The organism is Paenibacillus donghaensis, assembly GCF_002192415.1.
In the GTDB taxonomy this organism is placed as follows: domain Bacteria; phylum Bacillota; class Bacilli; order Paenibacillales; family Paenibacillaceae; genus Paenibacillus_AQ; species Paenibacillus_AQ donghaensis.
In genome coordinates, this window is record NZ_CP021780.1 from 3445639 (window position 1) to 3471590 (window position 25952).

31 protein-coding genes and 1 pseudogene are annotated in these 25952 nt (G+C 51.9%); 2 read left to right on the forward strand and 30 right to left on the reverse strand.

Annotation, left to right across the window (positions count from 1 at the left end):
• Window positions 1-468: 468 nt before the first annotated feature.
• Window positions 469-3201: a DNA mismatch repair protein MutS gene (mutS, locus tag B9T62_RS15105; RefSeq protein ID WP_087916011.1), complete on the reverse strand. Its 2733-nt coding sequence runs from the start codon at window positions 3199-3201 to the stop codon at window positions 469-471.
• Between the two features lie 724 nt (window positions 3202-3925).
• Here mutS and B9T62_RS15115 point away from each other — a divergent pair.
• Window positions 3926-4894, forward strand: a complete 969-nt coding sequence (locus B9T62_RS15115) for a sensor histidine kinase (protein WP_087916013.1) — start codon at window positions 3926-3928, stop codon at window positions 4892-4894.
• Here B9T62_RS15115 and B9T62_RS15120 read toward each other — a convergent pair.
• The 19 genes and pseudogenes from B9T62_RS15120 to B9T62_RS15205 all read right to left on the reverse strand — a co-directional run bounded on the left by B9T62_RS15120 (window position 4821) and on the right by B9T62_RS15205 (window position 18243).
• On the reverse strand, window positions 4821-6311 hold the full coding sequence (locus B9T62_RS15120) for a putative amidoligase domain-containing protein (RefSeq protein WP_087916014.1): 1491 nt from the start codon (window positions 6309-6311) through the stop codon (window positions 4821-4823). The two genes, B9T62_RS15115 and B9T62_RS15120, sit on opposite strands and share 74 nt — an antisense overlap.
• 204 nt (window positions 6312-6515) lie before the next feature.
• Entirely contained in the window at window positions 6516-7073 is a 558-nt protein-coding gene (locus tag B9T62_RS15125) for an outer spore coat protein CotE (RefSeq protein ID WP_087916015.1), read from the reverse strand.
• Window positions 7074-7872: 799 nt separating this feature from the next.
• On the reverse strand, window positions 7873-8928 hold the full coding sequence (locus B9T62_RS15130; protein WP_245864462.1) for an HD-GYP domain-containing protein: 1056 nt from the start codon (window positions 8926-8928) through the stop codon (window positions 7873-7875).
• A 147-nt stretch (window positions 8929-9075) separates the two neighbouring features.
• On the reverse strand, window positions 9076-10056 hold the full coding sequence (locus B9T62_RS15135; RefSeq protein ID WP_087916016.1) for an aromatic acid exporter family protein: 981 nt from the start codon (window positions 10054-10056) through the stop codon (window positions 9076-9078).
• 144 nt (window positions 10057-10200) lie between these two features.
• On the reverse strand, window positions 10201-11037 hold the full coding sequence (locus tag B9T62_RS15140) for an ABC transporter permease (RefSeq protein ID WP_245864463.1): 837 nt from the start codon (window positions 11035-11037) through the stop codon (window positions 10201-10203).
• A complete protein-coding gene (locus B9T62_RS15145) occupies window positions 11037-11813 on the reverse strand; it encodes an ABC transporter ATP-binding protein (RefSeq protein WP_087916018.1) in 777 nt (258 codons plus the stop codon). The genes B9T62_RS15140 and B9T62_RS15145 overlap by 1 nt, the downstream gene beginning before the upstream one ends.
• Before the next feature lie 54 nt (window positions 11814-11867).
• Window positions 11868-12470 (reverse strand): annotated as a pseudogene (locus tag B9T62_RS15150) (ABC transporter substrate-binding protein); the annotation flags it as partial.
• 66 nt (window positions 12471-12536) lie between these two features.
• Complete coding sequence (locus B9T62_RS15155; protein WP_087916019.1) at window positions 12537-12791, reverse strand: hypothetical protein; 255 nt, start codon at window positions 12789-12791, stop codon at window positions 12537-12539.
• 6 nt (window positions 12792-12797) lie between these two features.
• Window positions 12798-13268: an ArpU family phage packaging/lysis transcriptional regulator gene (locus B9T62_RS15160; protein ID WP_087916020.1), complete on the reverse strand. Its 471-nt coding sequence runs from the start codon at window positions 13266-13268 to the stop codon at window positions 12798-12800.
• A 57-nt stretch (window positions 13269-13325) separates the two neighbouring features.
• Window positions 13326-14021, reverse strand: coding sequence for a putative metallopeptidase (locus B9T62_RS15165; RefSeq protein WP_087916021.1), 696 nt, complete (start codon window positions 14019-14021; stop codon window positions 13326-13328).
• Between the two features lie 28 nt (window positions 14022-14049).
• A complete protein-coding gene (locus B9T62_RS39110) occupies window positions 14050-14202 on the reverse strand; it encodes a hypothetical protein (protein ID WP_157685626.1) in 153 nt (50 codons plus the stop codon).
• Window positions 14192-14584 (reverse strand): hypothetical protein, encoded by a 393-nt coding sequence (locus tag B9T62_RS15170; RefSeq protein ID WP_087916022.1) that lies wholly within the window; start codon window positions 14582-14584, stop codon window positions 14192-14194. The genes B9T62_RS39110 and B9T62_RS15170 overlap by 11 nt, the downstream gene beginning before the upstream one ends.
• Window positions 14581-14769 carry a hypothetical protein gene (locus B9T62_RS15175; RefSeq protein ID WP_087916023.1) on the reverse strand — a complete coding sequence of 63 codons (189 nt, stop codon included), beginning with the start codon at window positions 14767-14769 and terminating at the stop codon, window positions 14581-14583. The genes B9T62_RS15170 and B9T62_RS15175 overlap by 4 nt, the downstream gene beginning before the upstream one ends.
• Window positions 14766-15275 carry a hypothetical protein gene (locus B9T62_RS15180; RefSeq protein ID WP_087916024.1) on the reverse strand — a complete coding sequence of 170 codons (510 nt, stop codon included), beginning with the start codon at window positions 15273-15275 and terminating at the stop codon, window positions 14766-14768. Before B9T62_RS15180 ends, B9T62_RS15175 begins: the two co-directional genes overlap by 4 nt.
• Before the next feature lie 97 nt (window positions 15276-15372).
• Window positions 15373-15546 (reverse strand): DUF3850 domain-containing protein, encoded by a 174-nt coding sequence (locus B9T62_RS39115; protein ID WP_157685627.1) that lies wholly within the window; start codon window positions 15544-15546, stop codon window positions 15373-15375.
• The gene (locus B9T62_RS15185) at window positions 15543-15992 is read right to left on the reverse strand and encodes a YopX family protein (protein WP_087916025.1); all 450 of its coding nucleotides are present in this window, start codon (window positions 15990-15992) and stop codon (window positions 15543-15545) included. Before B9T62_RS15185 ends, B9T62_RS39115 begins: the two co-directional genes overlap by 4 nt.
• Before the next feature lie 5 nt (window positions 15993-15997).
• Window positions 15998-16456 (reverse strand): hypothetical protein, encoded by a 459-nt coding sequence (locus B9T62_RS15190; RefSeq protein ID WP_087916026.1) that lies wholly within the window; start codon window positions 16454-16456, stop codon window positions 15998-16000.
• Window positions 16457-16488: 32 nt separating this feature from the next.
• Window positions 16489-16884, reverse strand: coding sequence for a hypothetical protein (locus B9T62_RS15195; protein ID WP_245864464.1), 396 nt, complete (start codon window positions 16882-16884; stop codon window positions 16489-16491).
• A gap of 267 nt (window positions 16885-17151) precedes the next feature.
• Window positions 17152-18243, reverse strand: a complete 1092-nt coding sequence (locus B9T62_RS15205; protein ID WP_087916028.1) for a DNA-methyltransferase — start codon at window positions 18241-18243, stop codon at window positions 17152-17154.
• Between the two features lie 159 nt (window positions 18244-18402).
• Here B9T62_RS15205 and B9T62_RS39120 point away from each other — a divergent pair, with 159 nt between their 5' ends.
• Complete coding sequence (locus tag B9T62_RS39120; RefSeq protein WP_157685628.1) at window positions 18403-18576, forward strand: hypothetical protein; 174 nt, start codon at window positions 18403-18405, stop codon at window positions 18574-18576.
• On the opposite strand, the gene B9T62_RS15210 is transcribed toward B9T62_RS39120, so the two are convergent.
• Genes B9T62_RS15210 through B9T62_RS15255 form a run of 10 tightly spaced genes read right to left on the reverse strand, consistent with a single transcriptional unit; the run spans window position 18577 to window position 25863 of the window.
• A complete protein-coding gene (locus B9T62_RS15210; protein ID WP_087916029.1) occupies window positions 18577-20490 on the reverse strand; it encodes a DNA cytosine methyltransferase in 1914 nt (637 codons plus the stop codon). It lies immediately after the preceding gene.
• Window positions 20487-20867, reverse strand: coding sequence for a zinc-finger-containing protein (locus B9T62_RS15215; RefSeq protein ID WP_087916030.1), 381 nt, complete (start codon window positions 20865-20867; stop codon window positions 20487-20489). Before B9T62_RS15215 ends, B9T62_RS15210 begins: the two co-directional genes overlap by 4 nt.
• Complete coding sequence (locus tag B9T62_RS15220; RefSeq protein ID WP_087916031.1) at window positions 20867-21139, reverse strand: hypothetical protein; 273 nt, start codon at window positions 21137-21139, stop codon at window positions 20867-20869. The genes B9T62_RS15215 and B9T62_RS15220 overlap by 1 nt, the downstream gene beginning before the upstream one ends.
• Before the next feature lie 12 nt (window positions 21140-21151).
• Entirely contained in the window at window positions 21152-21841 is a 690-nt protein-coding gene (locus tag B9T62_RS15225) for a hypothetical protein (protein WP_087916032.1), read from the reverse strand.
• Window positions 21838-22206 carry a hypothetical protein gene (locus tag B9T62_RS40725; RefSeq protein WP_245864465.1) on the reverse strand — a complete coding sequence of 123 codons (369 nt, stop codon included), beginning with the start codon at window positions 22204-22206 and terminating at the stop codon, window positions 21838-21840. Before B9T62_RS40725 ends, B9T62_RS15225 begins: the two co-directional genes overlap by 4 nt.
• Window positions 22207-22230: 24 nt before the next feature.
• A complete protein-coding gene (locus tag B9T62_RS15235; RefSeq protein ID WP_087916033.1) occupies window positions 22231-22485 on the reverse strand; it encodes a hypothetical protein in 255 nt (84 codons plus the stop codon).
• Window positions 22457-23809, reverse strand: a complete 1353-nt coding sequence (locus B9T62_RS15240) for a replicative DNA helicase (RefSeq protein WP_087916034.1) — start codon at window positions 23807-23809, stop codon at window positions 22457-22459. Before B9T62_RS15240 ends, B9T62_RS15235 begins: the two co-directional genes overlap by 29 nt.
• Window positions 23799-24185 (reverse strand): replicative helicase loader/inhibitor, encoded by a 387-nt coding sequence (locus tag B9T62_RS15245; protein WP_245864466.1) that lies wholly within the window; start codon window positions 24183-24185, stop codon window positions 23799-23801. The genes B9T62_RS15240 and B9T62_RS15245 overlap by 11 nt, the downstream gene beginning before the upstream one ends.
• The gene (locus B9T62_RS15250) at window positions 24118-25032 is read right to left on the reverse strand and encodes a replication protein (RefSeq protein ID WP_087916036.1); all 915 of its coding nucleotides are present in this window, start codon (window positions 25030-25032) and stop codon (window positions 24118-24120) included. Before B9T62_RS15250 ends, B9T62_RS15245 begins: the two co-directional genes overlap by 68 nt.
• Window positions 25033-25050: 18 nt before the next feature.
• Window positions 25051-25863: a hypothetical protein gene (locus B9T62_RS15255; protein WP_087916037.1), complete on the reverse strand. Its 813-nt coding sequence runs from the start codon at window positions 25861-25863 to the stop codon at window positions 25051-25053.
• Window positions 25864-25952 lie beyond the last annotated feature (89 nt).

Here is a 25952-nt window from a genome sequence, read left to right on the forward strand (position 1 = left end):
AACAACAGAGTCTCAGCTCCATAATTAGGGGCCGAACAGATTTAGTTGCAAAAATGGATACTACTTAGGACTCCTTATAAAAAGATTTACGCAGATTTTGTTCCATCTTTAGGGAGCCGAACAATTAGTTGCGAAACTGCATCTATTTAACCGATTTTTTCCGTTTTGGAGGAAATAAGTGCGAATACGCATCTATTTTAGACTTTTGAGCGTTCCAGGAGTGATTTACTCGAAATTAGTTGCAGATTTGCACTTATTCGCCCGCCGGCTCATGATCCGGCTGAAATTAGTTGCAGTTTCGCATCTATTTGCTCCGAACGTTCCACTGTAACCTTCTATGACCTCTCGGGACCTAAGTAGTAACCAGTTTCGCCTTTATTTACTGCAAACGCAAACGTTCAACACGAAATTTCGAATCCTCGACGGGGCCTAACAGCAACCTATAACTCTTTAGCAATAGTTACTTGCCTAAAGCTCTCTGGCCTTCATCTTCAAATCATTCAGCAGTCCCATCTGCTGCAGCGGCGTCATGTTCATCAGATCAGCATCGCGTACAGAAGCGATAAAAGCCTTCAGCAGCGGGTTATCCTCTGCTGCCGGTGCCGCAGCTGCAGCCTTGCGTCCACGGCGCGGTGGCTCCTCGCCAAAAATGGACAGCTGGACCACCTCACTGCTCTCTTCGAGCAAGTTGGGTTCCAGCGAAACAGCAGCTTCCTTATAAGCTGACTCCGCTTGCGCAGCAGCAGCTGGAGCTGGAGCTACATTGCCTGCTTGTACCTCTCCGCCAGCAACAACGGCAGCCCCCGGCGGAGCCGCCTGTTCGATGCTCTGCAGCAGGCCGTAAGCCCGGTCTATGATCCCTTCCGGCAATCCGGCCAGCCGGGCACAGTAGATCCCGTAGCTGCTGTCGGCAGCGCCAGGAACCAGCTTGCGCAGGAAGTTGACCTTGTCGCCGCTCTCCTGCACAGCCATGGAATAGTTGCGCAGACCAAGCAGGCTCTCCTGCAGATGGGCCAATTCATGGAAATGGGTCGATACCAGCGCTTTGCAGGCAATCGTATCATGGACATATTCGATCACGGCCTGGGCTATCGCCATTCCCTCGCTGGTCGACGTTCCCCGCCCCAGCTCATCGATGATAATCAAGCTGCGGGCGGTCGCCTTCTCGGTCATGACCTGAATGTCGGCCATTTCCACCATGAAGGTGCTCTGGCCGCCGATCAGGTCATCGGCCGCTCCGATCCGCGTGAAGATCCGGTCAATCAGCGGCACCTCGGCGCTGGCGGCAGGCACGAAGCAGCCGATCTGGGCCAGGATGCAGATTAAGGCCACCTGGCGCATGTAGGTGCTTTTGCCAGCCATATTGGGTCCGGTAATCAGCAGAATATTGCCATCTTCCTTGGCGAGTGTGCTGCCGTTGGCAATGAACGCCGATTCCTTCAGCACAGCCTCCACCACCGGATGGCGTCCGCCTTCAATCCGCAGATCGTAACCATCCGACAGCTTAGGCTTCACGAAACGGTGTTCGGCGCTTACAGCAGCCAGACACTGATAGACATCAATCTCGGCTACCTGCTCAGCCAGATTCTGCAGCCGTGGAATCTGGCTGCTGATCCGGTCGCGGAGCGCGATGAACAGGCTGTATTCCAGGTCTGTCATCTTGTCCTGCGCTTCCAGAATGAGCGCTTCCTTCTCCTTCAGCTCAGGGGTGACGAAACGCTCCGCATTCGCCAGTGTCTGCTTGCGTTCATACCGGCCTTCCGGCAGTGCAGCCAGATTCGAACGGGTAATTTCTATATAATAGCCGAAGATTTTGTTATAGCCGATCTTCAGCGATTTGATGCCTGTAGCCAGCCGCTCCTTGGCCTCCAGCTCAGCGATCCAGCGTTTGCCGTTCGTACTTGCTTCCCGCAGCTCATCCAGGCGCTCATGATAACCGGCACGGATGATTCCGCCATCACGCACGGATACCGGGGCCTCGTCGACAATCGCCTGCCCGATATCCTCGCGCAGCTCGGCACATTCGTCCATGGCCTCGCCAATCTCGCGCAGCGTAGCTGAGCCGGAAGTCATGCATAGCTGCTTCAGCGCAGGAATCTGCGCCAGCGACAGCTTCAGCGCGTTCATGTCCCGCCCGTTGGCACTGCCAAAAGCAATCCGTCCCACCAGCCGCTCCAGATCATATATTTCCTTCAGTGAGAGGCGCAGGTCCTCGCGCATGATAAACTGGTTGTACAGATAGTCAACGGCCTCCAGCCGCCGCTCAATCGGCGCCCGCTGCAGCAGCGGCTTATCGATTCTGCGCCGCAGGAGGCGCGCGCCCATCGAGGTTTCGGTGCGGTCCAGCAGCCAGAGCAGCGAACCTTTTTTGGAGCGTTCACGCACGGTTTCGGTCAGCTCCAGGTTGCGCCGGGTGAAGGGATCAAGGATCATATAATGACCTGGCTCATAGGGCGATATCTGGCTGAGCTGGGCCAGCGAACGGCGCTGGGTTTCGCTCAAATAAGAGATCAGCAGCGATAGATTGCGACCCCGCTCCTTCTCCAGCCGTACCCAGGCCGCTTCGCCGAACTGGCGGCGGGCCAGCTCCTCATCGCGTTTCTCCCAAGGTGTGTACACGACCGGCTTCGCCAGCAGCGAGCTTTCGCTGCGCAGCTGGTCCAGCAGCAGGGCATCGCCGATCACCTCGGCCGGCTCATAGATGCCAATCTCGTCGCGCAGCCACTCTGCGCCTGAGAGCACGGAGGTGACATACAGCTCACCTGTCGTCAAATCGCAGGCCGAGAGCGCCATCATCCCGTCACTTTCGGTCACACAGACGAGGTAATTGTTGCTTTTGTCGCTGATAATCTTACCTTCCATCACCGTACCCGGGGTTACGACACGCACAATGTCTCTGCGCACCATGCCCTTCGTAGTGGCCGGGTCCTCCAATTGCTCACAGATTGCGACTTTATACCCCTTCTCGATCAGCCGCTGGATGTAGCCTTCGGCCGCGTGATAAGGTACTCCGCACATCGGAATCTTCCCATCCCCGCCGCCTCCGCGGGCGGTTAAGGTAATCTCCAGTTCCTTGGAAGCCAGAATGGCATCATCAAAAAACATTTCATAGAAATCTCCCAGTCTAAAAAAGAGAAAGGCATCCTTTGCCCCTTCTTTTACCTGTAAATATTGCTGTATCATCGGCGTATACTCTGCCATGGTCAACCTCCATGCCTATTGAATGCTGTCCTCTATTATAGCAGAAAGTTGCCCCGCAGCGTCACCCTGCCAGCTTACTCCTAATCCGAGGATGTCCGCGCGCATCAAAAAAGCCCACCAGTAACAAGCTGTGCTTGCACTTCGCGAGCTATTATTGCGGTGTCTCAAGGCACTTGCGAATTTCATACCCACTCTCTAAGGGTTAACCGATTTCCTTGCGCAGGGAGGAGAGTAAAGACTTGTGACTCCCCCCATTCCAGGGTCATCTCGGTAACGCACCAGTGGTTCACGACAAGAACAGCAAGGAATTCTTAAGGTCGAACGAGAACCTGCACAAACGTTTTACGGAGCTGCAGAAGAATTACGGGCAGGAATATAACTTCTTCTTTTATATAAAGAACCAGTCTTTTTTTCTGAATTGTGCGCCAATCAGCGTGGACTACAGAGATTACCGGGAGCTGAGGCAGCAGATCCTCTCCTGTATTGATGACACAGAGGGTGTATGAAAAGTTCTATTCCCGCTGGACACCGATTCTCGTGAATGGAAAATATTATATATCAATATTGTTCCGTTCCACAACCTCTATCTGGTCGGGCTGATCTCTGCCGACAATCTGATTACCCCGCTCCGCCAGATTAATCTGGGAGCGAACGGCTATGCCTCGCTAGTGGATCAGAACGGGATCGCGATCTCCAGCCCGGTCTCGAACAGCGCGGCAAGCCATTGCAGAAAGAAACGGGTCTCCTGAACCGGGTCCAGTCCCGCACAACCATCAGCAGCGAGTTCTCAGGCACCACGTTCAGCGCCAAGATGGTGATCAAGTTCGGAGCGTTTGAGAAAATCATGATCGCTCAGCTGCTCATCATGCTGTTGTTCTTCATGGAAACCTCCACCCTATGCGTCATGATGCTGTTCTTGAACCGCAGGGTGCTCGGCCCGATCCAGAACTTCTCGGAGAACCTGGCACATATCAATGAGGAAGGGCAGCTGGCCAACTTCAAGAGCAGCAAGATTATCGAGTTGGAGCAGGCGAACGCACAGTTCAAGGATTTGGCCCGGCAAATACGCACCTTCAAAATCGCCATGTACGAACAGGAACTGGAGAAACAGAGCATCCAGCTGGACTTCATGAAGCAGCAGATCAAACCCCACTTCTTCCTGAACTGCCTGACCAGTATCTACAGCATGGCCCAGATTCAAATGTACGAGGAAATCGAGCAGATGGCGATGGCGACCTCCAAATATTTCCGATATATTTTTCAAGGCAGCGAGGACTTTGTCCTGCTTGCAGATGAAATTGAGCATGTCCGGATTTATCTCGATATTCAGAAAAGCCGCTACCGTGATGTTTTTATCTATCATATTGAGCAGGAAGGGCTTGCCGGGGACATGAGGATTCCACCGCTGGTGCTGCAGACGTTTATCGAAAATTCAATCAAATACGCCATCTCCAGAGCTAGCGAGGTACAGATTAAACTTACTGTAAACCGCCGCCACATGGAAGATGAGGCAATGACTGTGGTTCACATCTCAGACACTGGCCCCGGGTTTCCTGCAGCCGGGCGCTGGATACCTCTGTTCTCAGTCTGTTCCGGCTCGATATCGACTCTGCATGTTGTCAGCCCTTCTCCCCTCCGCACCAGAGCGCGCGGATGTCGCGCGACTCGTCCCAGGTCCGTTCCTCGGCGATGAAGCGGAACAACGGCTCTATGCAGGGGGCGGCGCACGGGTAGCCGCTTAAATGCCGCAGCTGCTTCGCCAGCGGCGGGAACGCGGCGCGGAGCAGGGCTTTGTCGCCGCTGTAATAGGCGGCATGCAGGTCTTCCCGGTCGAGCGGGCGCAGCGGCAGGTCCTCATAATGGCTCACGATCAGGTGAGCCAGATGGACCGCGCCTTTGGCGATGACCGGGGATACCAGGAAGCTCGGCAAGGTCCGGTACTCGAAGCCGCCATGCGGCTGATGCCGGAAATCGCCGAGCACGCCATAGCGTGGACGCCGGGCTCCTGCCCGGGCGTCCTCCAGGAGCAGCAGCGGCAGCGCGAGATAGTTGTCGAGCGCCCGCAGCAGCGGCGCGCTCAGCGTCACGCCGCTGAAGTGCAGGTGGCCGCCGAGGGCCCAGCCCCGCAACGGCATGCCTCCCGCCCGCCAGCGCAGCGAGCGGTCGGCAATGAGCCGGTCCGCCGTGCGCGCGGCGGACATCAGCTGCGCCAGCAGCGCGCGCGGTTCCCGGCGCGGCTGGGGGCGCAGCTCGGCGACCGGGAACACGCCGCGCGTTCCCGAGGGTCCGGCGTCGCAGCCCGCGACGCCGTCCGTGGGCAGGTACCGCGACGCAGGCACGACGCGGCCGGTGGACTCCCGGAGCAGCAGGAACTCCGGGTCCATGCCCATCAGCAGCCCGGGACGTCCCGGCTGCTCCAGGGCTACAGACCGCGCAAGCGAAGCGGCGGCTGAGCGGTAGGGCCCGACCCGCGCGCTGCGCAGCGGCTCGATTCGCTCCACAGCATACCTGCGGTCGCCCAGCGCGGCCAGCACCACTTCTCCGCTGTCCAGCCCAAGGCCATACAGCGCACGGATGGCAACACTCTGCAGCAGCTTCAAGATGCCCCGCCGTTCACCGGCTTGGCTCCAATAATCTGGAGCCGCTGCAGCGTCTTCATAAGCCGCACCATATTCTCCCGTATCCGCGTTCCTGTCTGTTTCAGCCTCTTCTTGGCTAGGTCCGCCCTCAGCCTCCTGTGAACCTCCGCTCCGTTGTCTCCCCCCGGCACCATCTGCTTCCCGGCCTGTCCCGCCTGCTGAACCGGCCGCTACCTTCATTGCAGATCCTGCACCCAAGGGAAGAATCTCCAGAACCGTGAGATTAAACACAATAATCCTGTAGCTTTGTCTAAAGTGGGTTGAGGCTGGAGGGAGAGGATTCCGGCGGTCATTTGCAACACTGGCCTGTGTTTCCCGCTGTACCATCGAATGCTTCGGTTCGATCCAGCCCGGCTGCTTCCCCCGTTCCCCGGAGACCAGCACAGCTTCCACTCCGCTCCGCCGCAGCCGTGCTTCCCTCTGCTGCAATGTAAGAGAATCATACACTTTAAGCCCTTCATTGATCTGCATATCTCTACAGTCCCCCAAGAGAGCAAACAAACGACCGCCGTAAACCGGAAGCCGCTGCTGGTAGTGTCATTTACATTCTAAAAAAAAATCTTGAATTTCAAAAAAAAGGAGGGCATTCGCCCTCTACACCGCCGCCCTCGCTACATATAATGGATCATGAGCACCCATTACTCAGTATTCAATTAGCGGCGGCGGCAGCCCTCCTTACAGCTCATCATCCAGCGTGTCTGGGTCGAGATCATCGTAATCGAAGCTTTCCCCTTCGAAATCGTAATCCTTGTCTTCCAGATCATCGCTTTGGTCACTGACGTAGACGCGGACCTTGGTTTCGGCCACCAGCTCCGCTTCGAATTCGCGTTCCACCCGCAGCGTCACACTGCCGCCGCCCGGAGATACGCCCGCTTCCACACAATTGGGCTCCTGCGTTGCCTCCGCAGCGACCTCAACCGTGGAAGCCCGGTGTCTCGGGTCCAGATACGACAGCGGAATCAGCTCCACATAGGAGACTGTTTCCTTGGCAACCTCAGTCTGTTTGTTCTTGTCGTAAGAATACCAGATGTTTACGTCGTAGGTGCCAATCACTTCGATTCCGTTTCCGGCAGCAACCGCTTCGTATTGGTGGTTGATAATCCATGCCCCCAGAATACTTGTCGGATGATGTGGCGGAGTCACGGTATGGGTTGCGGTAGAGAACTTACGACCTTTGCCGCAAATTGCCTTCGTAATGATCTCCCTTGTTTGACGTTTATGGCTTAATGACATCATTTGAACCTCCTCCATACAATCATTCACTATCAAGTGTATGCAGGTTCTGGGCATTTGTTGATTGTTAGAGTAGAAATAAATTTGAGTAAGCCCTCCACAGGCCTTAAATCAGGTTCCATACTACATTTTATTGGGCTTTTCCGCCGGATGCGAGTACAATTCGGGTTCATACATAAGTCTCAGGAAGATGAGAACATCACAGAATCAGGTTGGTAGGGGTCATTTAAGTTCGATCCACTGATTTAGTTGCGATATTGGGTACTACTTAGGTCCCCTAGCCCTCTTCGCTCGTAACCCTCGCTTCGATTTCAGACGGTTGCGGACTCAGGAGCCTCTATTTGCTGTACATAGGCCGTTTTGCAGGATTAACGGACCCAGGAGCCTCTATATCACAGAAAACCCTCGCTTTTGAGCCTGTTTTGACGACTTAGGGGCTATACGGTCCGCTAAAATGCAGGTTACCTAGTTCATGGGCTTGGAGTGTCGCAGGGTCCTAAGTAGTAACCAAAAAGGCATCTAATTTCGGCGTCTGAGCATTACAGGCCTGATTTACTCGAGATTAGTTGCATTTTCGCACTTAATCACCTGTTGGCTCACGATTACACTGAAATTAGTTGCAGTTTCGCATCTATTTACTCCACACGCTCCAGAAGAGCAACATTCTATATCCCTACCTCGATCTAAATAGTAACCCGTTTCGCACCTATTCGCTCCCAACGCTCCAGAGCCACCTACTGAATCCAGGCTAGAACTTAACGGGCCGCAAACCCAACCAGTAATAACCCTCACGCCGCCGCTATTTCGGCAGAACCTTCACGATTCCAAGCGACCGGTGTCTGCTCAGATCAATAAACTCCTCCCCGATGTTCACCAGCGGGCGCAGCGGATCATGCGAGAGGATCATAATGATCGTTCCAACCTGCCCATCCGTCAGCTCCACATCGTTCCCTATCATCGACTGCATTAGTTTATTAATAAACACCCTGCAAATGTAAGGGTCAAGCTTGCCGTACACATTCTCCTCCATCTGTAGAAGAACCTCGTAGAGTGGTGATGCGCTGCGGTAGAAACGGTCCGAAGTCATGGCATGAAAAATATCGGCCACGGCCACGATTTTGCTGAAATCCGTAATCCGGTTGCCCAGCACACCAAAGGGATAACCGCTGCCGTCCATCCGTTCGTGATGCTGCAACGCCACCAGGGCCTGATTATGATTGGTACCTACTGTATCCCGAACTATCTCATAGCCAAAAGTGGTGTGTTTCTTCATTAGCTGGAATTCTTCATCGGTCAGCGGCCCAGGTTTGGTCAGAATCTCGGCCGGGATCATCAGCTTGCCGATGTCGTGAAGCGTGGCGGCTGTCGTCAGCATACTAAGCTCTTCCGGCTTCAGCTTGAGCCATTTGCCCAGCAAGGTCGAAATGATGCCCACGGCGACATTATGACGGTATGTATAATCATCCTTGGACTGAAGCGCAGACAACATTCCGTAGAAATCGTTTTTCTCGCTAATCTGTTGAATAAAGGGCAGCACATCACTGCGCAGCTCGAACATCGGAACCCGCTTATGCTTACTGTACCGTATCTGATCAAAAATATTCTCCATCGCTGCCGTGCAATCATCGATAGCCAGCTGATAGAAGGCCGCATTGTCCAGATGCAATACATCCCGCTCCACCAGAATAATGTTGTGCTGGCGAATTAATCGAATGTTATCGGCAGTCAATAAAGTAAGTGCGGGCAGAACAAATACTCCTTTGTCATTAAAGAGGTTGGCTATAAGCTGTTTTCCGATAAATGATTCCATGCTTTTGTCCATACTCTCACCTGCCAGAGCGGAAAATTCGCGCAACCGAATTTCCTGCTGTATTGGTACCCTTGCTGTTATTTTTTGTAGCAGGATGTGACATGTTTTCACATCTTTTGCCCACATACCTATTTTATCGTTATTTTAGCCTGAATTATGAATACCTGACGTCATTTCACACTAATTAGCTGCTTAACCATGCTGTCCGGATAACAAGTCCACTTTGTGTCCGACCGGCATTTTGTATTGCTTGGCAATCTTCAGATACAGCACCAGTTCGCGACAGACCTGCAGGATGGCTGAACGCATCTCGAATTCCTCACGCGTGCCCGGCAGCTCCATCTCCTGAAACTCCTGCTCCAGCTCCTGGAGCAGCGCTTCCGTGCGTCCGGTATATTCCTCGGCACATACATCGCTGCTCAATTGGTCGAACAGCTCCGCAACCATGTCCCCGTGCGGCAGCTGTTTATACACCTGAGACAACAGCTGCAGCATATTCTGAATCGATTCCAGCTGCTCCTTGCGCATATAGAAATAAATATTCCATGCCTCGTCCGGATGGATCACATGATTCTCCATCTCACGCGATGCCGCGGTAAGCCCCCGCTCTACTGCCTTGCCTGCACCGATCAGCTCCTTGCCGTCCCAGACATAAGACGGATCGCGCAGCGAACGGGCCATCTGGGTGAAGATAATGGAGAAGAAGCCGTCTACCTCCTTACGGATGCCGTACATGACCCCATGGGTCTGAGGCATGTAGATCAGGTTGACCAGTCCGGCAGAACCCAAGCCTATCGCCAGCAGCTCCACCTGCTGCAGCAGCACATGCAGCGATAGCTCGGCTTGTCCAAACACACGGAACACAATAACCGAGCTGGTTACAATCCCTTCCTTATACCCTGACTTCACAATCATCGGGAAGCCCAGCAGCACATACAGGCCTAACACCCAATAATGAAAACCGAGCAGCCAGAAGAGGATGCAGCCAAAAAAAAGTCCCACGAGCGAGGCCAAAAAACGCGCCGTTATCGTTCGGAGACTTCGTTTGCGGGTAGTTTCCACCCCCAGAATGGCCAGCAGACCCGCACTTTGGGCATTGGGAATGCCCACTGCGGCCGCCAGCACAATCGACAGCAGTGTGGCAGCCGCTGTCTTGATAACCCGAAATCCCATGAATACCTCTCCTTGGTCATATTGCAATTCGAAAGCATGGGCTGAAAATATAACCAGAACTCCTACTTGCGGATCAGCTTCGAACTTCCAACAGATATATTCATGGTACAAGATTTTAGGATTAGACACAATATGACACGAATATCACCGTCTCGACAATAACAGCTTCTCCACGTAGACCACCAGCTGATACATCACCGTGGCTACGACTGCAATAATAAGCAGACTGGACATCACCAGCGTGAAATTGAACACCTGAAAGCCATAGATGATTAAATAACCGAGCCCGGATTTGGCTACCAGGAACTCACCCACGATTACCCCAACCCAGGACATGCCCACATTGACCTTCAGAGTGGAGACTACCGTAGGGAACGAGGCCGGCAGAATGACCTTGAAGAACTCCTGAACCCGGGTTCCCCCGAAGGAACGCACCACCTTGACCAGATTGGAATCTACGCTGCAGAAGCTGTTGTACACGACCAGCGTTGTGATAATCACTGTAATCGATAAGGTTGTGACTACAATGGCTGTGAAGCCGGCCCCGAACATGACAATAAAAATCGGCCCCAGCGCCACCTTCGGCATACTGTTGAACACCACCATAAACGGGTCCAGCACCGCCGATAGAAACGGCGACCACCAGATAACAACCGCCAGCAAAGTGCCCAGCAGAGTACCTAGCACAAATCCGGCGGCCGTCTCGCCTACCGTTATGCCCAAATGAGGCCACAGACTGCCGCTGACCATATCCGTCCAGATCTGGCGGAAGACCTTCGTGGGATAGCTGAACAGCAGCTCATCGATCCAGCCCAGCCTGGCCCCCGCCTCCCAGCCCGCAAAAAACAGCAGCAGCAACACAGTACGGACAGCCAGCACCTGGCTATGGCGGAGACGCTTCTGTTTCTTATAGGACCCGTGCAGCTGCTGAAGCCATAATGAACGGGAAGCAGCGTTCCCGGCCTGCTCTTCGTGCTTCACTAACTTTCCCTCCCCGCCAGCTCCATTTCCTGCCATATCTGATGAAAAAGCAAGCCAAATCCCGGCTGGTCCCGCGCGTACAGCGGCGGTGCCAAGCGGATCTCCTCCGGGACATTGAAGATCCGGCGGATCTTGCCCGGATTGCGCTGCAGCAGAATCACGCGGCTGCTGACCGCTATCGCCTCGGACAGATCATGGGTGACCAGCACCGCGGTGGTACCCCTGCTGCGCAGCGTCTCGGAGACAAGATCCTCCAGCTGCAGCTTGATCTGATAGTCGAGCGCAGAGAACGGCTCATCCAGCAGCAGCAGCTCCGGATCGGCAGCCAGTGTACGCACCAGCGCCACCCGCTGTCTCATACCTCCCGACAGCTGCGACGGATAGGCATTCTCTTTGCCCGCAAGCCCCATATCGGCCAGCAGCTGCAGCGTTTTGGCTCTGCCGGCTGTGTCCAGGCTTCCCGTAAGCTCCAGACCCAGCACTGCGTTGTCCATAATGCTGCGCCAGGGGAACAAGTAGTCCTGCTGCAGCATATATCCAACACGCGGCGATGGGCCGGTCACAGGTACTCCGTTGACCGCTACCTCACCCGTTGTAGGCCTTAGCAGCCCGGAGATGATCGACAGCAAGGTTGTTTTGCCGCAGCCGCTTGGTCCCACCACGCTGACGAATTCACCCTGTTCTACCGTGAGGTCCAGGTCCTCCAGCGCCAGTGAAGCTTCGTGGTCACCAAGATAGGCATGGGTTACTCCCTTTATTTGCACTACTGGAAGCATAGTTGCCCTCCTTCGGATTTGGAGACGAACGTTGGCTGCGCCGATGTTGTGTGCTTATTTCTGGCTGCTGCTCTTGATGCTCTTCTCGGCAGCTTCAGCGAAGCTGTTGTTGACAATTTTCTCCGCAGGCACACGTTCCTTCAGTTCACCAGCATTGTCCATTACATCCAGCAGATTGTTCCATTCGGCGTCGTCGACAACCGGATTTATGGCATACGTATCCTGCTCTTTGTAACGGTTAATCGCCGAAACGACGATATCCCGGTCCGTTTTATCAAAATACGTCATTACAGCATCAGCGATTTCCTCCGCACTGTGCTCCTTCACCCAGAGCTGGGCCCGTTGGACTGCATTGGTGAATTTTTGCACCGTATCGCCATTCTTCTCGATATAACTGTTCTTGGACATAAACACCGTATAAGGCAGATAACCGCTCTCGACACCAAACGAAGCTACCACCGCTCCGCGTTTCTCGCGCTCAAAGATGGAGGCCTGCGGCTCGAACAGCTGCACGTAATCCCCTGTACCCGATGCGAAAGCGCCGGCGATATTGGCAAAATCAATATTTTGGATCAGCGTAATATCCTTCCCGGGATCAATGCCTTTGTTAAAAAGCGTGAAGGCTCCTGCCATTTGCGGCATGCCGCCCTTGCGCTGGGGAAAAGTATTGTTAGAAATACCTGACAACAAAAAGAGGACCACCGATTATTGGTGGTCCTTTATCTATAATGCCTTATGTTTTTTTCCAGTGGTCGCCCACTTCATTCTAGCATGAAGCTTGTTTCTCTCGGGCTGACTTAATTTAGTAAATGCTTCTTCCATGCTATTGAAAACGACATTGCCATCCTCATCCACAAAACTCATCGTTACGGTCAATTTCTTTTCCTCTTTTTTCTTATTCACGGGCACCACCTTCCTATTAAAGGCTATGCTTAACGGAATGTCCGCCTTTACTGATATTTGGTTAAGCATGGTCATGTTTCGTCATTTCTCCTCATTTCTGGGCTCGGGTTCCTTTTCCACAATCAAATTCAGATCCAAAGCGAGTTTGTAAAATGCCTTCCAGCGTATCTTCTTATATGTGCCGGCGCTGATCGGGGGCTTGAAGCAGAAAGAATACACTTTCTCATGAGTGATGTAATCATGCTCGTTAGTCATATACCTTTCCTCAATCAGAAACTTTTCCATCCGCGGAAGCCTGCGGACAATGCGCTCTATGCGCTCGCAGTAGTCACGGCGGGCTGCCTTGCCATCTACGTTATGAATAGCAATGTTCGATGTTTGGTCCGAAGTAACTCCGGTGAATCCCTTCGGCGAATCTGACCATGCCGCTGTAGTGGTTGCTTCCCGATCATCAAACGTCAAGAACTTACTTTCCCGGTATTTGTATAGCGCAGCCTCAACGGCAGCCTGCGTACGCTCTCTATCTATTTCAGGCAGGAAGCTTTGTTGCACCTGCTATCACCTCGCTGTAAAAGATTCCCCCGGCCGAAGCCGGGGAGCATAGCCATTTTAAAACGGCAGATCGTCGTCACCTTCAGGCATTGACGGTCCGTTCTCGCCTTCCTCCTGCTCGGCAGCTGCGGCCTCTGCTGCTGCAATCTCCTCAATAGTGAGCTGGTTCTCGTCTTCAACATCTACTGTGCCGTCAGGGTGCTGCTTGACCTGCACGCCGTTCCCTGGCGGCTTCGGCTGTTCACCGCCTTGCTGCTTGCCGCCGACAACATCCTCAATCGTCATTTGATCGGGGTTGACCTCTTTGATTGCGAGAGCCAAGCGCTTGACGTCCTGTGTGGTGGTGCCATGCCGTTTGATTACCTCCACAAAGGCTTCGATGTCTGGCGGCACTGTCTTCAGCAGCGGGCGGCCATCAGTATCCTCCAGGGTGTTGCCGTCCTTGTCTGCCTTGGTATCGAGAGCAAAGAGCGCGTGATCCAGCACGTAGCGCTGCTGCGGCTCGCTCATCTTGCCCCACATTTCGGCGTTGAGGTATAGGATAGCGTCCTTGTCCCATGTGCTTCGGAGATCATCGCCCAGCACCTTAATTTTGCCGAACAGCACCTTGCCCTTGGACTTCCAGCCGCCGTGCTTCATCAGAATCAGAAAATTGGTGTCCTCAAAATAATGGTGATGCTTTTGGATCATGTCCTCCAGCAGGTCATAGGTCTCCTTGGTACCTTCTCTGTGAAACTTTTCTGCTTTAGCCATTTATAATTGCTCCTCTCGAATTTGGGTTTTATGAGAAAATGACGATTGCAGCCAGCGCGAGAATCCCTGCGATGCAGATGCCGGCCATGTGCATGCTGCCTTCCTTGTCCCTGTCCATTTCAGCGACAGATCCAATAAACGAAATGATGATGACAACTGCGAGGATGATCTTAATCCACATGGGCTCTTGCCCCCAGTAGCGTGATATATGCCGCCTCTGCCCTCTCTCTGGGGCTGGCGGTGAGTAAATCGCTAATTGCAGATAGCAGAACCCATTCATCATCATTCAGGTTGTAATAGTCTAAGTAGTCGCCTCTCCAGCACACGTACATTAGGTTCTTTATATAAGCAGTTTTGTCTTTGGCTATCGCTGCCTTTTCTACCTCCAGAGAGGCAGCAGGGTCGGTACAGGGGTCCCATTTCTCCGGCATACGGAAGCGATTTTCATCAATCCACCAAACAAAGTCACGTTTCTTGTTTGGATCTCCCCCAGCCTTCCAGCCCATCAATACCGCCAGCGCCCGGTTCAGCTCCGGGTTGGTCATTGTCTGTACCTGTGTCATGACTTACCCTCACCAATCCAGTCCGTGACAGCCTCATACACTTCGTCAGGCAAGTTATTTCCCATTTGAGCACTGACCATCTGCACCCGAGTACAGTTCAGTTTGGCTGCCAATTCTACAAAGTTCAGCCGTTCTATCTGTCTCTTCCGGTAGAATGATTCTTGTTGTTCTGCAGTCAATTTCATGCCTTGTCGCTCCCTTCCTCTGCCTGCCGAGCAAGCAGTGCATTTAATACAGCCGTGGTATCCAGTAAGGTGGGATAAGGAGACTTCTTTTCTTCGATGTCCTTATTTGCCAGGGCCGAACTGATTTGGGTAATTGAAGTGTCGATCATGCGTTTAACACACCGGGTATCCTCGTTAGATTCAGAAAACGGGAAGTTCAGGGCATCAGCAAGGTTGGTTAGAGCTCTCCCCATTGCCTCCCGTTGCCGGGCTATGGTCTGTTGTGCCTCTGCGAGATCCCGTTCAATCTTTGATCTTTTTGCCCACTCTGCGATATATTGCTCTTTCCATCCGCTTGCGTTAATCGTCATTTCCTTAAGTTGTTGTTGTTCCTCTGCCAACTCTTCGGTTTTTCCGGTAAGTTGTTGTTGTGCCTCTTCTAACGCCTTTTTGGTGTGGAGCAAGTCAGCCTCCAGCAGCGCCATCGTCATGCCTATCTCTTCTATCTGTTCTGGTGTCATGCTCATAAATTATTCGTCTCCTCTCCCGGGAGTAGCGACAACATTGCATATCCCTCAGCAAGCCACGGACCACCACTCAACACATGGGTGATCAATCGGATATCTATATTTCCTGTTCCCTGTTTTTTTCAGGGTCATATTCCGTGATTACCAGCCAGTCTCCAACTTGATAATCACGATCGTTCAGCCTCAGTTCAGCCATCTTGCGATGATTGGGGTCAGGGTGAGTCAACGCTGCGAAATGCTCCGGCCAACATTTTATAATGTGTTGTTTCATACCTTCTCCGCCTCTCCCCCGAGCAGTTCCGGGTTGTCATAGATGTTGCCGAGTCTCTGTGAAAATGGAATCCAAGAATGCTCACGATCAAATTCCGCAACCTCGCCCAATCTCATAAATCCATCTGGGAAGCTATTTGAAATTAAGAGAAACTCACATATTTGAAATTTGACTTCGCATGTAACAGGTCCAATATCTTCACATTCAAAGCGAATAATATCCCCGTCAGAAATTTCAACCTCGTCTTCGTTGAACGGTTCATCATAGACGCCGGTATACAGAATCAACTCAAAATCAGACATACGCAGCACATGGTAACCTTTGCCATCCATCTCCATGTAAACGCCCAGTACCTTGGTGTCAAAATTGATCATTACCAGATTCTCCGGCTCGATCATCACGCCCAGCGGCTTATACCAAGCGCGGTATTTTGGTTGCCTGCCCATACTGGTTATGCCTCCCCTTTGATAAGACCGCGGATCTTTTCAATATGCTGATGTGCCATTTTAGAGGTCTTCTGATCCTCTGTAAATTCAGCGATGTCCCTGAGCGCCCTCACGGCCTCGTTTAACAATGCATCCATGTTGTAATGCGAAACCATCATACGGGTTACTGATTCCGCAGCCTTTTCATCCAATTTGCTGATTGTGGTCTGGACATCGTTCCAATCGTCCTCGCCGTTGAAAATAACGTACTCCCCGTTTGGCATATCCTCACGGTTCAACCAGCCGCCTTCTTCGTTCATAGCAACATAATCCTCGTTAAACATGCTCCATATGATTAAGCTGCAGTATCCTTCGCAGTAAAGGGCTTCGTTAAGATGTAAGGGGCGCCCGTTAATGTCCTTTGCATCAATCGGCACCATACCCTGCTTCATTTTCTCAACCATTCGTTTTGTGGACTCATCCATGCTTATCAGCTCCTTTATAGGGGAGAGGGTGGTTAACCCTCTGAATCCCAAGTTCTATCGCATTGCTCCCAGGTCGAATTTTCGTTGTTCCATTCCACAGCCTGTTTACGGAAGGATTCTTTCTCAGCTGCAAGGTCATAAAAGTTGATCGGCTTGCGCTTCTTCGAGGCGTAACGCATTTCATAACTGGTGCTTTCCCCGATATAACCGCCCACGTTTATGACAAAGATTTCGTCCGCCATATCAATTTTTTGAAGATGAATATTGTCTAATCGAATCTTCTGCTGTTCCGTCAAAGGTACGCCATCTGCATGCCCGAACACCCCGACACTGATAACGATATTCCCTTCCAGCGTAAGCCGGGCGTTTACTTCCTCGAATTCCTTCTTAAATTTAGTGGAGCCGCAAAGCGTGATTATCTTCCGCATCGTTTATCTCTCCTTATGGGCCTATTTTTTGTACTTATCCTTCAACTCGGTGTATATCGATTTCAACTCTTCGTTTATAGGCCGCAAATATTTAAACTCGAAGAAAAATATTATCAACATTAAACCGCAAAATAACGTCCGCCTTAAGTCGCCTGTCAGAATAGCCAATACAAGAAGATAAATATTCGTCCCAGTGAATGCGATTAGCAATATAGTGACCGTCTTAACGTTCATCTTCGCTCTCCTCCCTGGGGCTATTACAGCCCCTTAAAATAACTGCTGCTGTATGATGGCTGTCCGCCGCTGCGCTATCTCTACATACTGCGGACCTATTTCTATAATGGTGCATTCCCGGTTGTTCTCCAGGGCTACCTTGCGTGTAGTTCCCGATCCTCCGAAGGGATCAAGCACATGTCCGCCCGGCGGTGCTCCTGCCAGGATACAAGGTTCGATCAGCTTTTCTGGGAATGTGGCAAAGTGGGCCTCTTTGAATTGCGCCGTGGCCATTGTCCATACCGAACGCTTATTACGGGATCCGGAATACTCAATGTCCTCTCGATCCTCGCGGTGCTGCTTTGGCTGACCTGGAACATCTCCTTCGTTCACCTTTCGCTTGAAACTGTACGCCCCGCCCAAAGCTTTCATTGGTCTCTCTGTTCTGGTGCCGCCGTTCGCGCGTTTGCTCCCGCTTTGAACCTCAATATTTTGCGATAATCTTGTAACGCTCGTTTCAGTCTGTTTCTCCTTGATCGCTTCGTGATCAAAATAGTATCGTTCTGATTTGGCGAGCAGGAAGAAGTATTCATGGGCCTTTGTTGGTCTATCCGTCACGCTCTCAGGCATGGGATTGGACTTACTCCAAATATTGTCCATCCGGAGATACCAGCCATCTGCTTGCAGCGCAAAGGCTACACGCCATGGAATGCCGATGAGGTCTTTGGTTTTCAAACCCTTCGGTGTACCTATTCTAGGAACGCTATTTTGTGCTTCTGGACGATTCGCTCCTACTCCCGGGTTAGATGATTGTTTCCTATCCGCTTTTGTTCCAGTTGCGTAACTATCCCCGTAATTCAACCAGAGCGTTCCATCCTTCCGGAGTAACCGCCAAACTTCCCGAAACACCACTACACTATGAGCAACAAACATTTCAGGTGTTGGCTCCAACCCTAGACATCCGGTCCATGCTGGCACAGTCACCGGCGGTAGACCGGGCATCGGCGTATAAGTGACTTCCGGCCAGGCTGTCGGCGGAATGCCGTAATCTCTCAACCCCCAGTAAGGAGGACTGGTAACGCAAGTGTGGGAGCTCTCGGCGTCCAGTGTCGGCATGATCTGCATGTTGTCTCCTTGTAGGATCAATGGGTTTCCCCTTTCCCAATTCCCCTTCTCGCAATCACTATTGACAGTGAAGGGGCATTCGATTTGGATGTGAGTATTTTGAATGTCTGCCAAGATTGGAAATTAATCTCGCCTAATTGACTTTCTATTGTGAAAGAGAATATTAGGAGTGATTGAATAATGAAAAAAGTAAAAATGATTTTTAGTTGGTCTGTTTTAAAAGTGAGAGATTGGAACAATGAACACCCTAAGTTAATGAAGGCTTTACATTTCTTATTGAGGAAAATTACCGATACATCCATTGAAGAATTAGTTACTTGGTTAATAGAATTTATTTTAAATTCGATAGGTTAATTAAAGACTAAATTCCATCTGCCCAGCAGCAGGCTTGTATCTCTCCAGTGACAGCGCCCGGCCGGAGCCCACGCACATTTCCGGCAGGTTGGACCGGACCAGAGCAGCCGCGAACGGTGGCGGTACGGCGTTGCCGCAGCGGGCAACCTGAGCACTCTTGGAATACTTCTGGCCGTCCGCATCCACATCAATGATGTAGTTGCTCGGAAAACCCTGCGCCGCGAACAACTCATGAGGCTCCAGCATCCTCATACCGATATCGACTATTTGGTAGTCAACGCCCTCCGCCGTGACCAGCCCGAACCGGTCCTTGGTGGTAACGGTGTGCAGCGGTCCTTCAAGCGTCTGGCCGTTATCGGCGTTGCCGTAGTATTTGAGCAGGAACGCTCTGACCTCTCCGACATGCAGCCCGCCGGCAGTAATCGTCGGCATCGGCTCTGTGACGGGCTGACCGTCCTTGCAGGTTCCCCGCAGCTTAACCAGATGAGAGGTGACCAGTGCGCTATGCCCGCCACCCCCGGCGGTTACCGTGCCGACTGGATCATCCATGGAGCTGCCGACCGACTCCCCAAAATGTCGGGCGATGTGCGCCGTCACCACTGCGTTATGATCAACCGTGGTCACAGTGGATAGCGGATCATTGAGGTCATTGCCGCTGCCTGTGTATCCGCCGCCGTAGTGCTTAGCGAGGAATGCCGCAACCAGTGCATGCTTGCGTCCACCAGAGACTACGGTACCCAGAGGCTTTTGTAGTCCGGGAGCACGCGGGCTTTGTCCCGGCCCCTCTCCGTACCCAATCTCAATCAGCGTAGGGCTGACCAGACAATGCTCTGCTTTGGTTGTGATGGTGGTCAGTGGATCTACCAACTCATACTGCAGCCGGTCACCGCCAAAGCCAGTCTGTCCGATACGGGCGATGTACGGGGTAACCACTCCCCAGCCGTTTTTTGCTGTCACAGTCTGCAATGGCTCGTCAATCGCCTGACCCCGGAACTGTTCGCCGTGATGATTGACCTTGATCACGTATGGAGCAATAAAGGGAGCCGGGTTATTAAGGATGAACTTCTGTAAGCCACGGGCAATCCGGCGCTCTGTGTTCTCGGCAAGTGCCTTCTTTCGCTCGAAGATGCTCAGGCACGGAATGGACCAGTCAATAATCTCCGCTGCCGTACGCCATGGCTTACGCTTGCTCGCCAGCACTTCCGGGCTGTCCGGTGCGCCGTGTGTCGGTTCAGGCCAAACTATCGGACGACCATCACAACGCGCCACCAGAAACAGCCGTTTGCGGATCGTAGGGGCTCCGTAGTCACAGGCCCGCAGCTCCCGCCATTCGACCTCATACCCATGACCGCGCAGGGATTCCACGAAATGATTGAACGTGTGCCCTTTTCGCTTCGGGTCAGGCATGTATATCCGCCGATCCATTGGGACAATCTCGCCAACTGCTGCCGGTCCTACCTGTTCGTCTTCCCCTTCTACTTTTGCAGGAATCTTCTTCAGCAGCCGTCCAGTTGCACGGTCACGCATTGGAATGATTGGCCCCCAGGTCTTAAACTCCTCCACGTTTTCAAGCATGATTACGCGAGGCCGGACCGTTGCCGCCCAACGGACTGCGACCCAGGCAAGCCCGCGTATGCCCTTTTCAACGGGCTTGCCACCCTTGGCCTTGGAAAAATGCTTGCAGTCCGGGCTGAGCCAGACCAGTCCCACCGGACGCCCCGCTGTTATCTCCCGTGGGTCAACGTCCCATACGCTCTCGCAGTGGTGGTCCGTCTCCGGGTGATTGGCGCGGTGCATGGCAATAGCTGCCGGATCGTGGTTAATGGCTACATCCACGCTGCGGCCGGTTGCCAACTCTATACCGGTGCTGGCCCCACCGCCCCCGGCGAAGTTATCGACTATGATCTCTCTCATGTGCTTCCACCTTCCCCTGTTAAGACAAACCTCTTGAATCCAGCGATCACCCTGCGACACTGGTCCTCGTCAAACATCGCAATATGAGTGTCTTCCCGCGCAGTGCCCATAAACTCTTTCAGCCGCCGATACGCGCTCTTGCGCTGCATGTGCTTATCCTTCCAGCAGGGGTCAAACACCTCATGCGCCTTCTTGCGCAGCTCGCGCAGCTCCTTGTTAGCCAGGGTGCCAAGCGGGTTTTTAGTGCCCTTGTGAGTACCGACATACGCATCACAGCCGGTGCATTTATAAACATGCGCGCCGTAATCCCGGCCATAAAATGCTTTCGTGCTGATGCAAATGACCTTCCCGCCGCAGTACCTGCATATCTTGATCATTAAAAATCAATCTGCTTTCTGATCATTTCCCTGATAGATTCAACATCCGCAATCAACTGCAACAGGTTTTTAGCTTCGCTGGAACCGATCTTCAGCTTCAAAAATTTATGCGCAGCCCCCTGAACATCTGAGAAGTAACCGTGAGTTTTGAACAACGGAACACCTTCCGTTTTGCCCTCTGCAGGTTTGCTGATCTTGCCTGTGTACTCTTTCAGGGTGAATTCCCGATCATCCGATTCGATATAAAAATTGCCTTCAATTTGCACTTTCATGTCTGTTCCTCCTCAAAATAAGAACGATTGTTCTGTCGAATGGGTGTGACTGCCCGCCGCCGCAGGCTTCCCTGGGCGTTTGTTCGTTTTAGTTTTTGATTTGTCGTTCTTCTTCCTAGGCTTCTTTACTTTAGGGGGTGGACTGATAATGTCTCGTATGACTTCCTGTTGATAAGATGTGTATAATTCCAAACTGCCACCATTACGGACCTTGTACACGGCCAGCGATATCCGAGCGATGATATAAGCGTCGATCACGTCATGGACCGGATGGGTATATCCGAAATGCTCTAGGGCAGCTGCCTTAACAGCCTCTTTTTGTTCCTCGGAATCCAGCCTCCGCATGCTCCCCTTTTGACCTGTCCAGCTTTCTACAGCGACATATTTTTTTGTCCGTGCTGGGTTCACGTCAATATATTCAAGCAACCCTTTGCGATAAATCATGGTTCTGAGTCCACCGTGAATCATCCCCGCAGTTACAGCTGTCTGAGTTCCATATGCCGGCTGCTCTATCGCTATTTTGTCTTCTGGCTTCAGAAGGGTATAAAACTTGTTTTCCAGGGACACCAGCTTTCCGGTGGTGATCCCACCTTTCGGAGCCTTACCTTCGCCAGTCACTGCGATCTCAACAAGGACATTCCCTTCTTCGTCCAGTGCGACAAAGCCGGTTGTTGTGGCGGGGTCGATACCTACGAATCTCATTGCAGCACCACGCCCCTATCAATCACCAGTAGCGCAACTTCTGCATAATTCCGTTCAAGGTCTTTGGCGATCTCTCCAATACTGACCCCTTGTTTCCAAAGAAATTCGAAATAATCCAACTCTCCTTTGGACCAGAAGAAGTTAAGTTCCTCGCAAGCAATGTACAGCCCCGTTTGCTTGGCTCTCCGCTTAATCTCCCTTTTCCACTCGTCCCGAGGAGTAATGCTGCTTTCTTGGGGCGACGTGCGGTACATCGTCCACCGGAGAATTTCTTTTTCGGCGTTGATTCGTATATCAAAATCCAACTCGCAATCATTTACAATTGCTTTTAATTCTGATTCGGTTTTGTATTCGAGCATTTCCACGTCTAGGAAACCTCCTTTCACTCTTCAGGACTTTTTAAATTCCTGAACCTCAACGCCTGCGGCTTCGTATGTTTTGCGGCGTCCCGGATCACTCAACACCATCTGCCCACGCTTGTACTCATGGATGCGCTGCTCTGTCACAGCGTATATTCTCTTAATTTTCTCAATGTCGTGCTTCGGATCTGGCAGCGGATCATCCAGGATAGGACCATGTTCAGTCAAATAATCGAGTGCAGTCTGATAGCCTGCTTCATCTTCGATGCGTTTTTTGCTGCTCATGTTCCTTCACCTTCTCAGCGAGTTTATATTTATCATCATCTGTTAGATTTGTGAACCGACTGATCCCCGGCAGGAAAGCCATATCAAATGTACCTGTTCCAATCTTCCGGCCTTTGGCGACAATGATCTCTGCGAATCCTTTTTTAGGGCTTTCTGGGTAGTAGTAATCGTCACGGTAGATAAAAGTCACGATATCCGCGTCAGACTCAATATCTCCGGAGTCCCGCAGGTCCGACATCAGCGGGCGTTTATCAGGCCGTTGCTCACAGTTACGCCCTACCGCCGACAGGCAAACCACACAGACCTGCAACTCCCTACCCATACGCTTCAGGTACTTCGTGATGTACCCAATTCGTTCTTTTGTGCTGTCGAAATTCTTTTCCGTTTGGATAAACTGCAAGAAATCGATATGGATCACCCAACGTAAGCCGGGATTTTTCTTTTTCAGTAACTTCACCTGACGACGGATATACTCCACAGTCGCCCCTGGTAGATCGTCGATATATAAGTGCCTCCCTGCAATAATCTCCAAGGAATCGCCATACCGGAGCCAATCGTTATCGGACATTTGCCCCGAAGCAATACGGTCTTTCTTAATCCCGCCAATACACGATGCCAGTTGTTCTACAATCTCCAGCCCGTTCATTTCCAACGAAAAGACAGCATCTCCCCATCCGGATTCTGTTACGGCTTTCACGTCGTTTACCATGTAAAGTGTTTTGCCCATTGAAGGGCGGCCTGCCAGTATCTCCAAATCACCAATTTGATGCCCTTTACTCAATTTGGTGAACTCTTCGCTTGCCGCCTTAGCCCCGGTGATCCCCCCGCTGTTGGCTCGCTTGGCAATAACCTTCTCATGCCCTTCCAGTAGCGTAGCCATGTGGACAGGGCCACTATTACCGTCTCCCTGTTGTAGTTCCTCTAACTGCTCCATCTTGGCCTTTAACTCGCCCAGATCACCGCCGCCCACCTTGGCGATCTGCACCCCTAACTCCGCTAGTTCCTGTTGCACGCGCTCCGTGCGCACCGCCCGCTGGTAGAAGTTGAAGCTATCTGTGCTCGGTACGGCATCCCGCAGCGTCATAAGCCTATTTAGCCCGCCGATCTGCTGCAGTCTGCCTCCCCATCTGGATGCAAGCACTACAGGGTCAAATGGGTTCGGGGCACCGTCTGAGTGCTCCTTGGCGAATTGCAGGACCTTAAACAGCAGCCGGTTGTTTTCTTCCTCCTCAGTGAAATCAACGGGAGCGAGAAAACAATCATCTATTAAAGAGTGATCTTTAAGTAGGGAGCCGAGCACCGCCCGTTCAGCATCAAGATTCATCCGGCTTCACCTTCGATCTGAAAATGGCGTCAATTCTTTTCTGTACGAAGTCCGGTGCAGGTCCGACTTCCTCCGTCTCGTGGTACTCCTGAAGCTCCAGCACTCTCGCCTGCTGCTCTTGCTTCTGGATTTGGTAGACGGTCAACTCAGTACCGCTATCTGTACAAGCTTGGTAAATTTCGCCGGGTGAAGGAGCAAAGTCTGTCTTCGTCCGGCAGAGCCTCCTTGTGGCTGCCATGGCCGTCTCTGTTGGAATGTCCTGAAGGATATCAGCCCAAACCCTTATAACGCCCTCCACCTCGTCCTCATCAATCCTGAAGCTCCGGTAAGCTGCCGACAGGTACTTGAGGAGTAACGTCACGCCGACTCGATCCAATGCCCTCCACCTCCCTCTGTAATGCACGGTCCAACACGCTGCCTGTTTTCTTGGATTCTGGAACGGCAACCTGCAGCATGCCTTCCGGATCTACCACTCCATAGTCCACATAACGTTTTTGGTTTAAATAAGTGGCTGGGTATGGGATAAGCTTTTTATCCGTCTTTAGCAGCTTGCAGGTCTCAGCGAAGTTCTCTGTATTCTTGATGACTAAAGCGGGGTCGAACCCCTTCTCCTTACACAACTTTTCCCATGATGTCTTTGCCTTCACTGTCGCTATTCTTCTAGGGTAGATTTCATAGAATTTATCAAACAACGCTATGTTTTCTTTAAAGATTTTCTTTAAAAGATCTTTTTCTTTATATGGGGGAAGTATTGCTCCCCTCCTAGATGGTGTTTGAGGGGAAGTATTGCTCCCCTCAGAGGGGAAGTGTTGCTCCCCTCCCCCTTCATCATCATGAGGGGAAGTATCGCTCCCCTCATCACTAGTAAACAGGTCGATTTGTTCTTCCATGAGATCACCGCTTTTCGCTATAGTCCATTCGTCATAATTTTTATTAAAGGAAAGTCGCCGGGCAGTAGTTTTTGTCTCTCGCTTTGTAACAATTAGCACCCGGGACTTTACCAGGTGGGCGATCTCTTTTCTGACCGTCCTCCCTGATATGCCCGTTGTCTGTTGCAGAAAGGTGATCGAAAATTCATGATCCTTTCGGCTGTATCCGTAGGTGAGACGCCATATCTTCAGTACAATTCGTAGTTGCGCGCCATTGAAGGTGTACTGACATATCTCATCTAAAATTTCATTTGCAATAGGCGCAAACCCGTTCTCCTTTTGGGGCTTTGCCATTACTTCACCTGCTTTGCTTTAAAAGGGAAGGTTGTCATCTCCGTGCTGCTGGAAGTGTTCAAAAATCTGATCGGTCAAACGCTCGGAATCACTTTTACCATCTGATGGAGGAGATGTGCCCATCCACTTCTTAATAATTCCTGTTATCTCAGACCGAAGTTCTGATGAAGCATCCTTTTCTGGCTCAGGGGTTACGGTGTATCCGTTGATCAGAGAAAGGAGCAAGGTGTCAGCATGGCTTCTGTCTTTGACTACCCAATCAACGTATTTCTTAATGACGCGAAGTTCCTCGTGGCAATCCTCAGCCTCTTCTGGCCTTTGTTGATGAACAAATATTCCCGCTGGAGAATAACCAGCTCCCTTCAACCATTCGAGTGCACTCGCCACTTCCCTCGGCAATTCGACTTTTTTGCCAGTGCGCTCAGATTTAATCTCTGTCTCCAGTTGCCATATGCGTCCCTTGTAAGCGTTGATCAGCGGTGCATAGTCGACAGCATATTCGGGGTTCCGCAGTTTTTCATTTTCTTCTTGCAGACCCCCAATCTTGCGGGCATGCTCTTTTATCTGCCGTCCAGCTTCAGCGAGGGCTTCGATAATCTTGGTGTTCTGCCGCAGCACTTCTGCCTGCGGGGGCAACTCCCCCACAATCACATAACTGTCATAAGGAACAACTTGGCCCGAGTGGACGCCTTCAATGATCTGTGCACTACGGCAAGGGTTAGAAGCCTGCATAATCCCTAATCCTTTTTCATTCAGATAACGAGCTTTATAATTTCCTGCCGGAGCCTCTCCCGAACTTCTTCTGTTCAAAACCTTGATTTCGATTGGCATTTTATTCGCCTCATTTCTTGTATTTTCGTTTCCGCGCCTTCCGATCCACACCCTCTGTCAGCCCGTCATAGCAGCGAGGACATACCCGC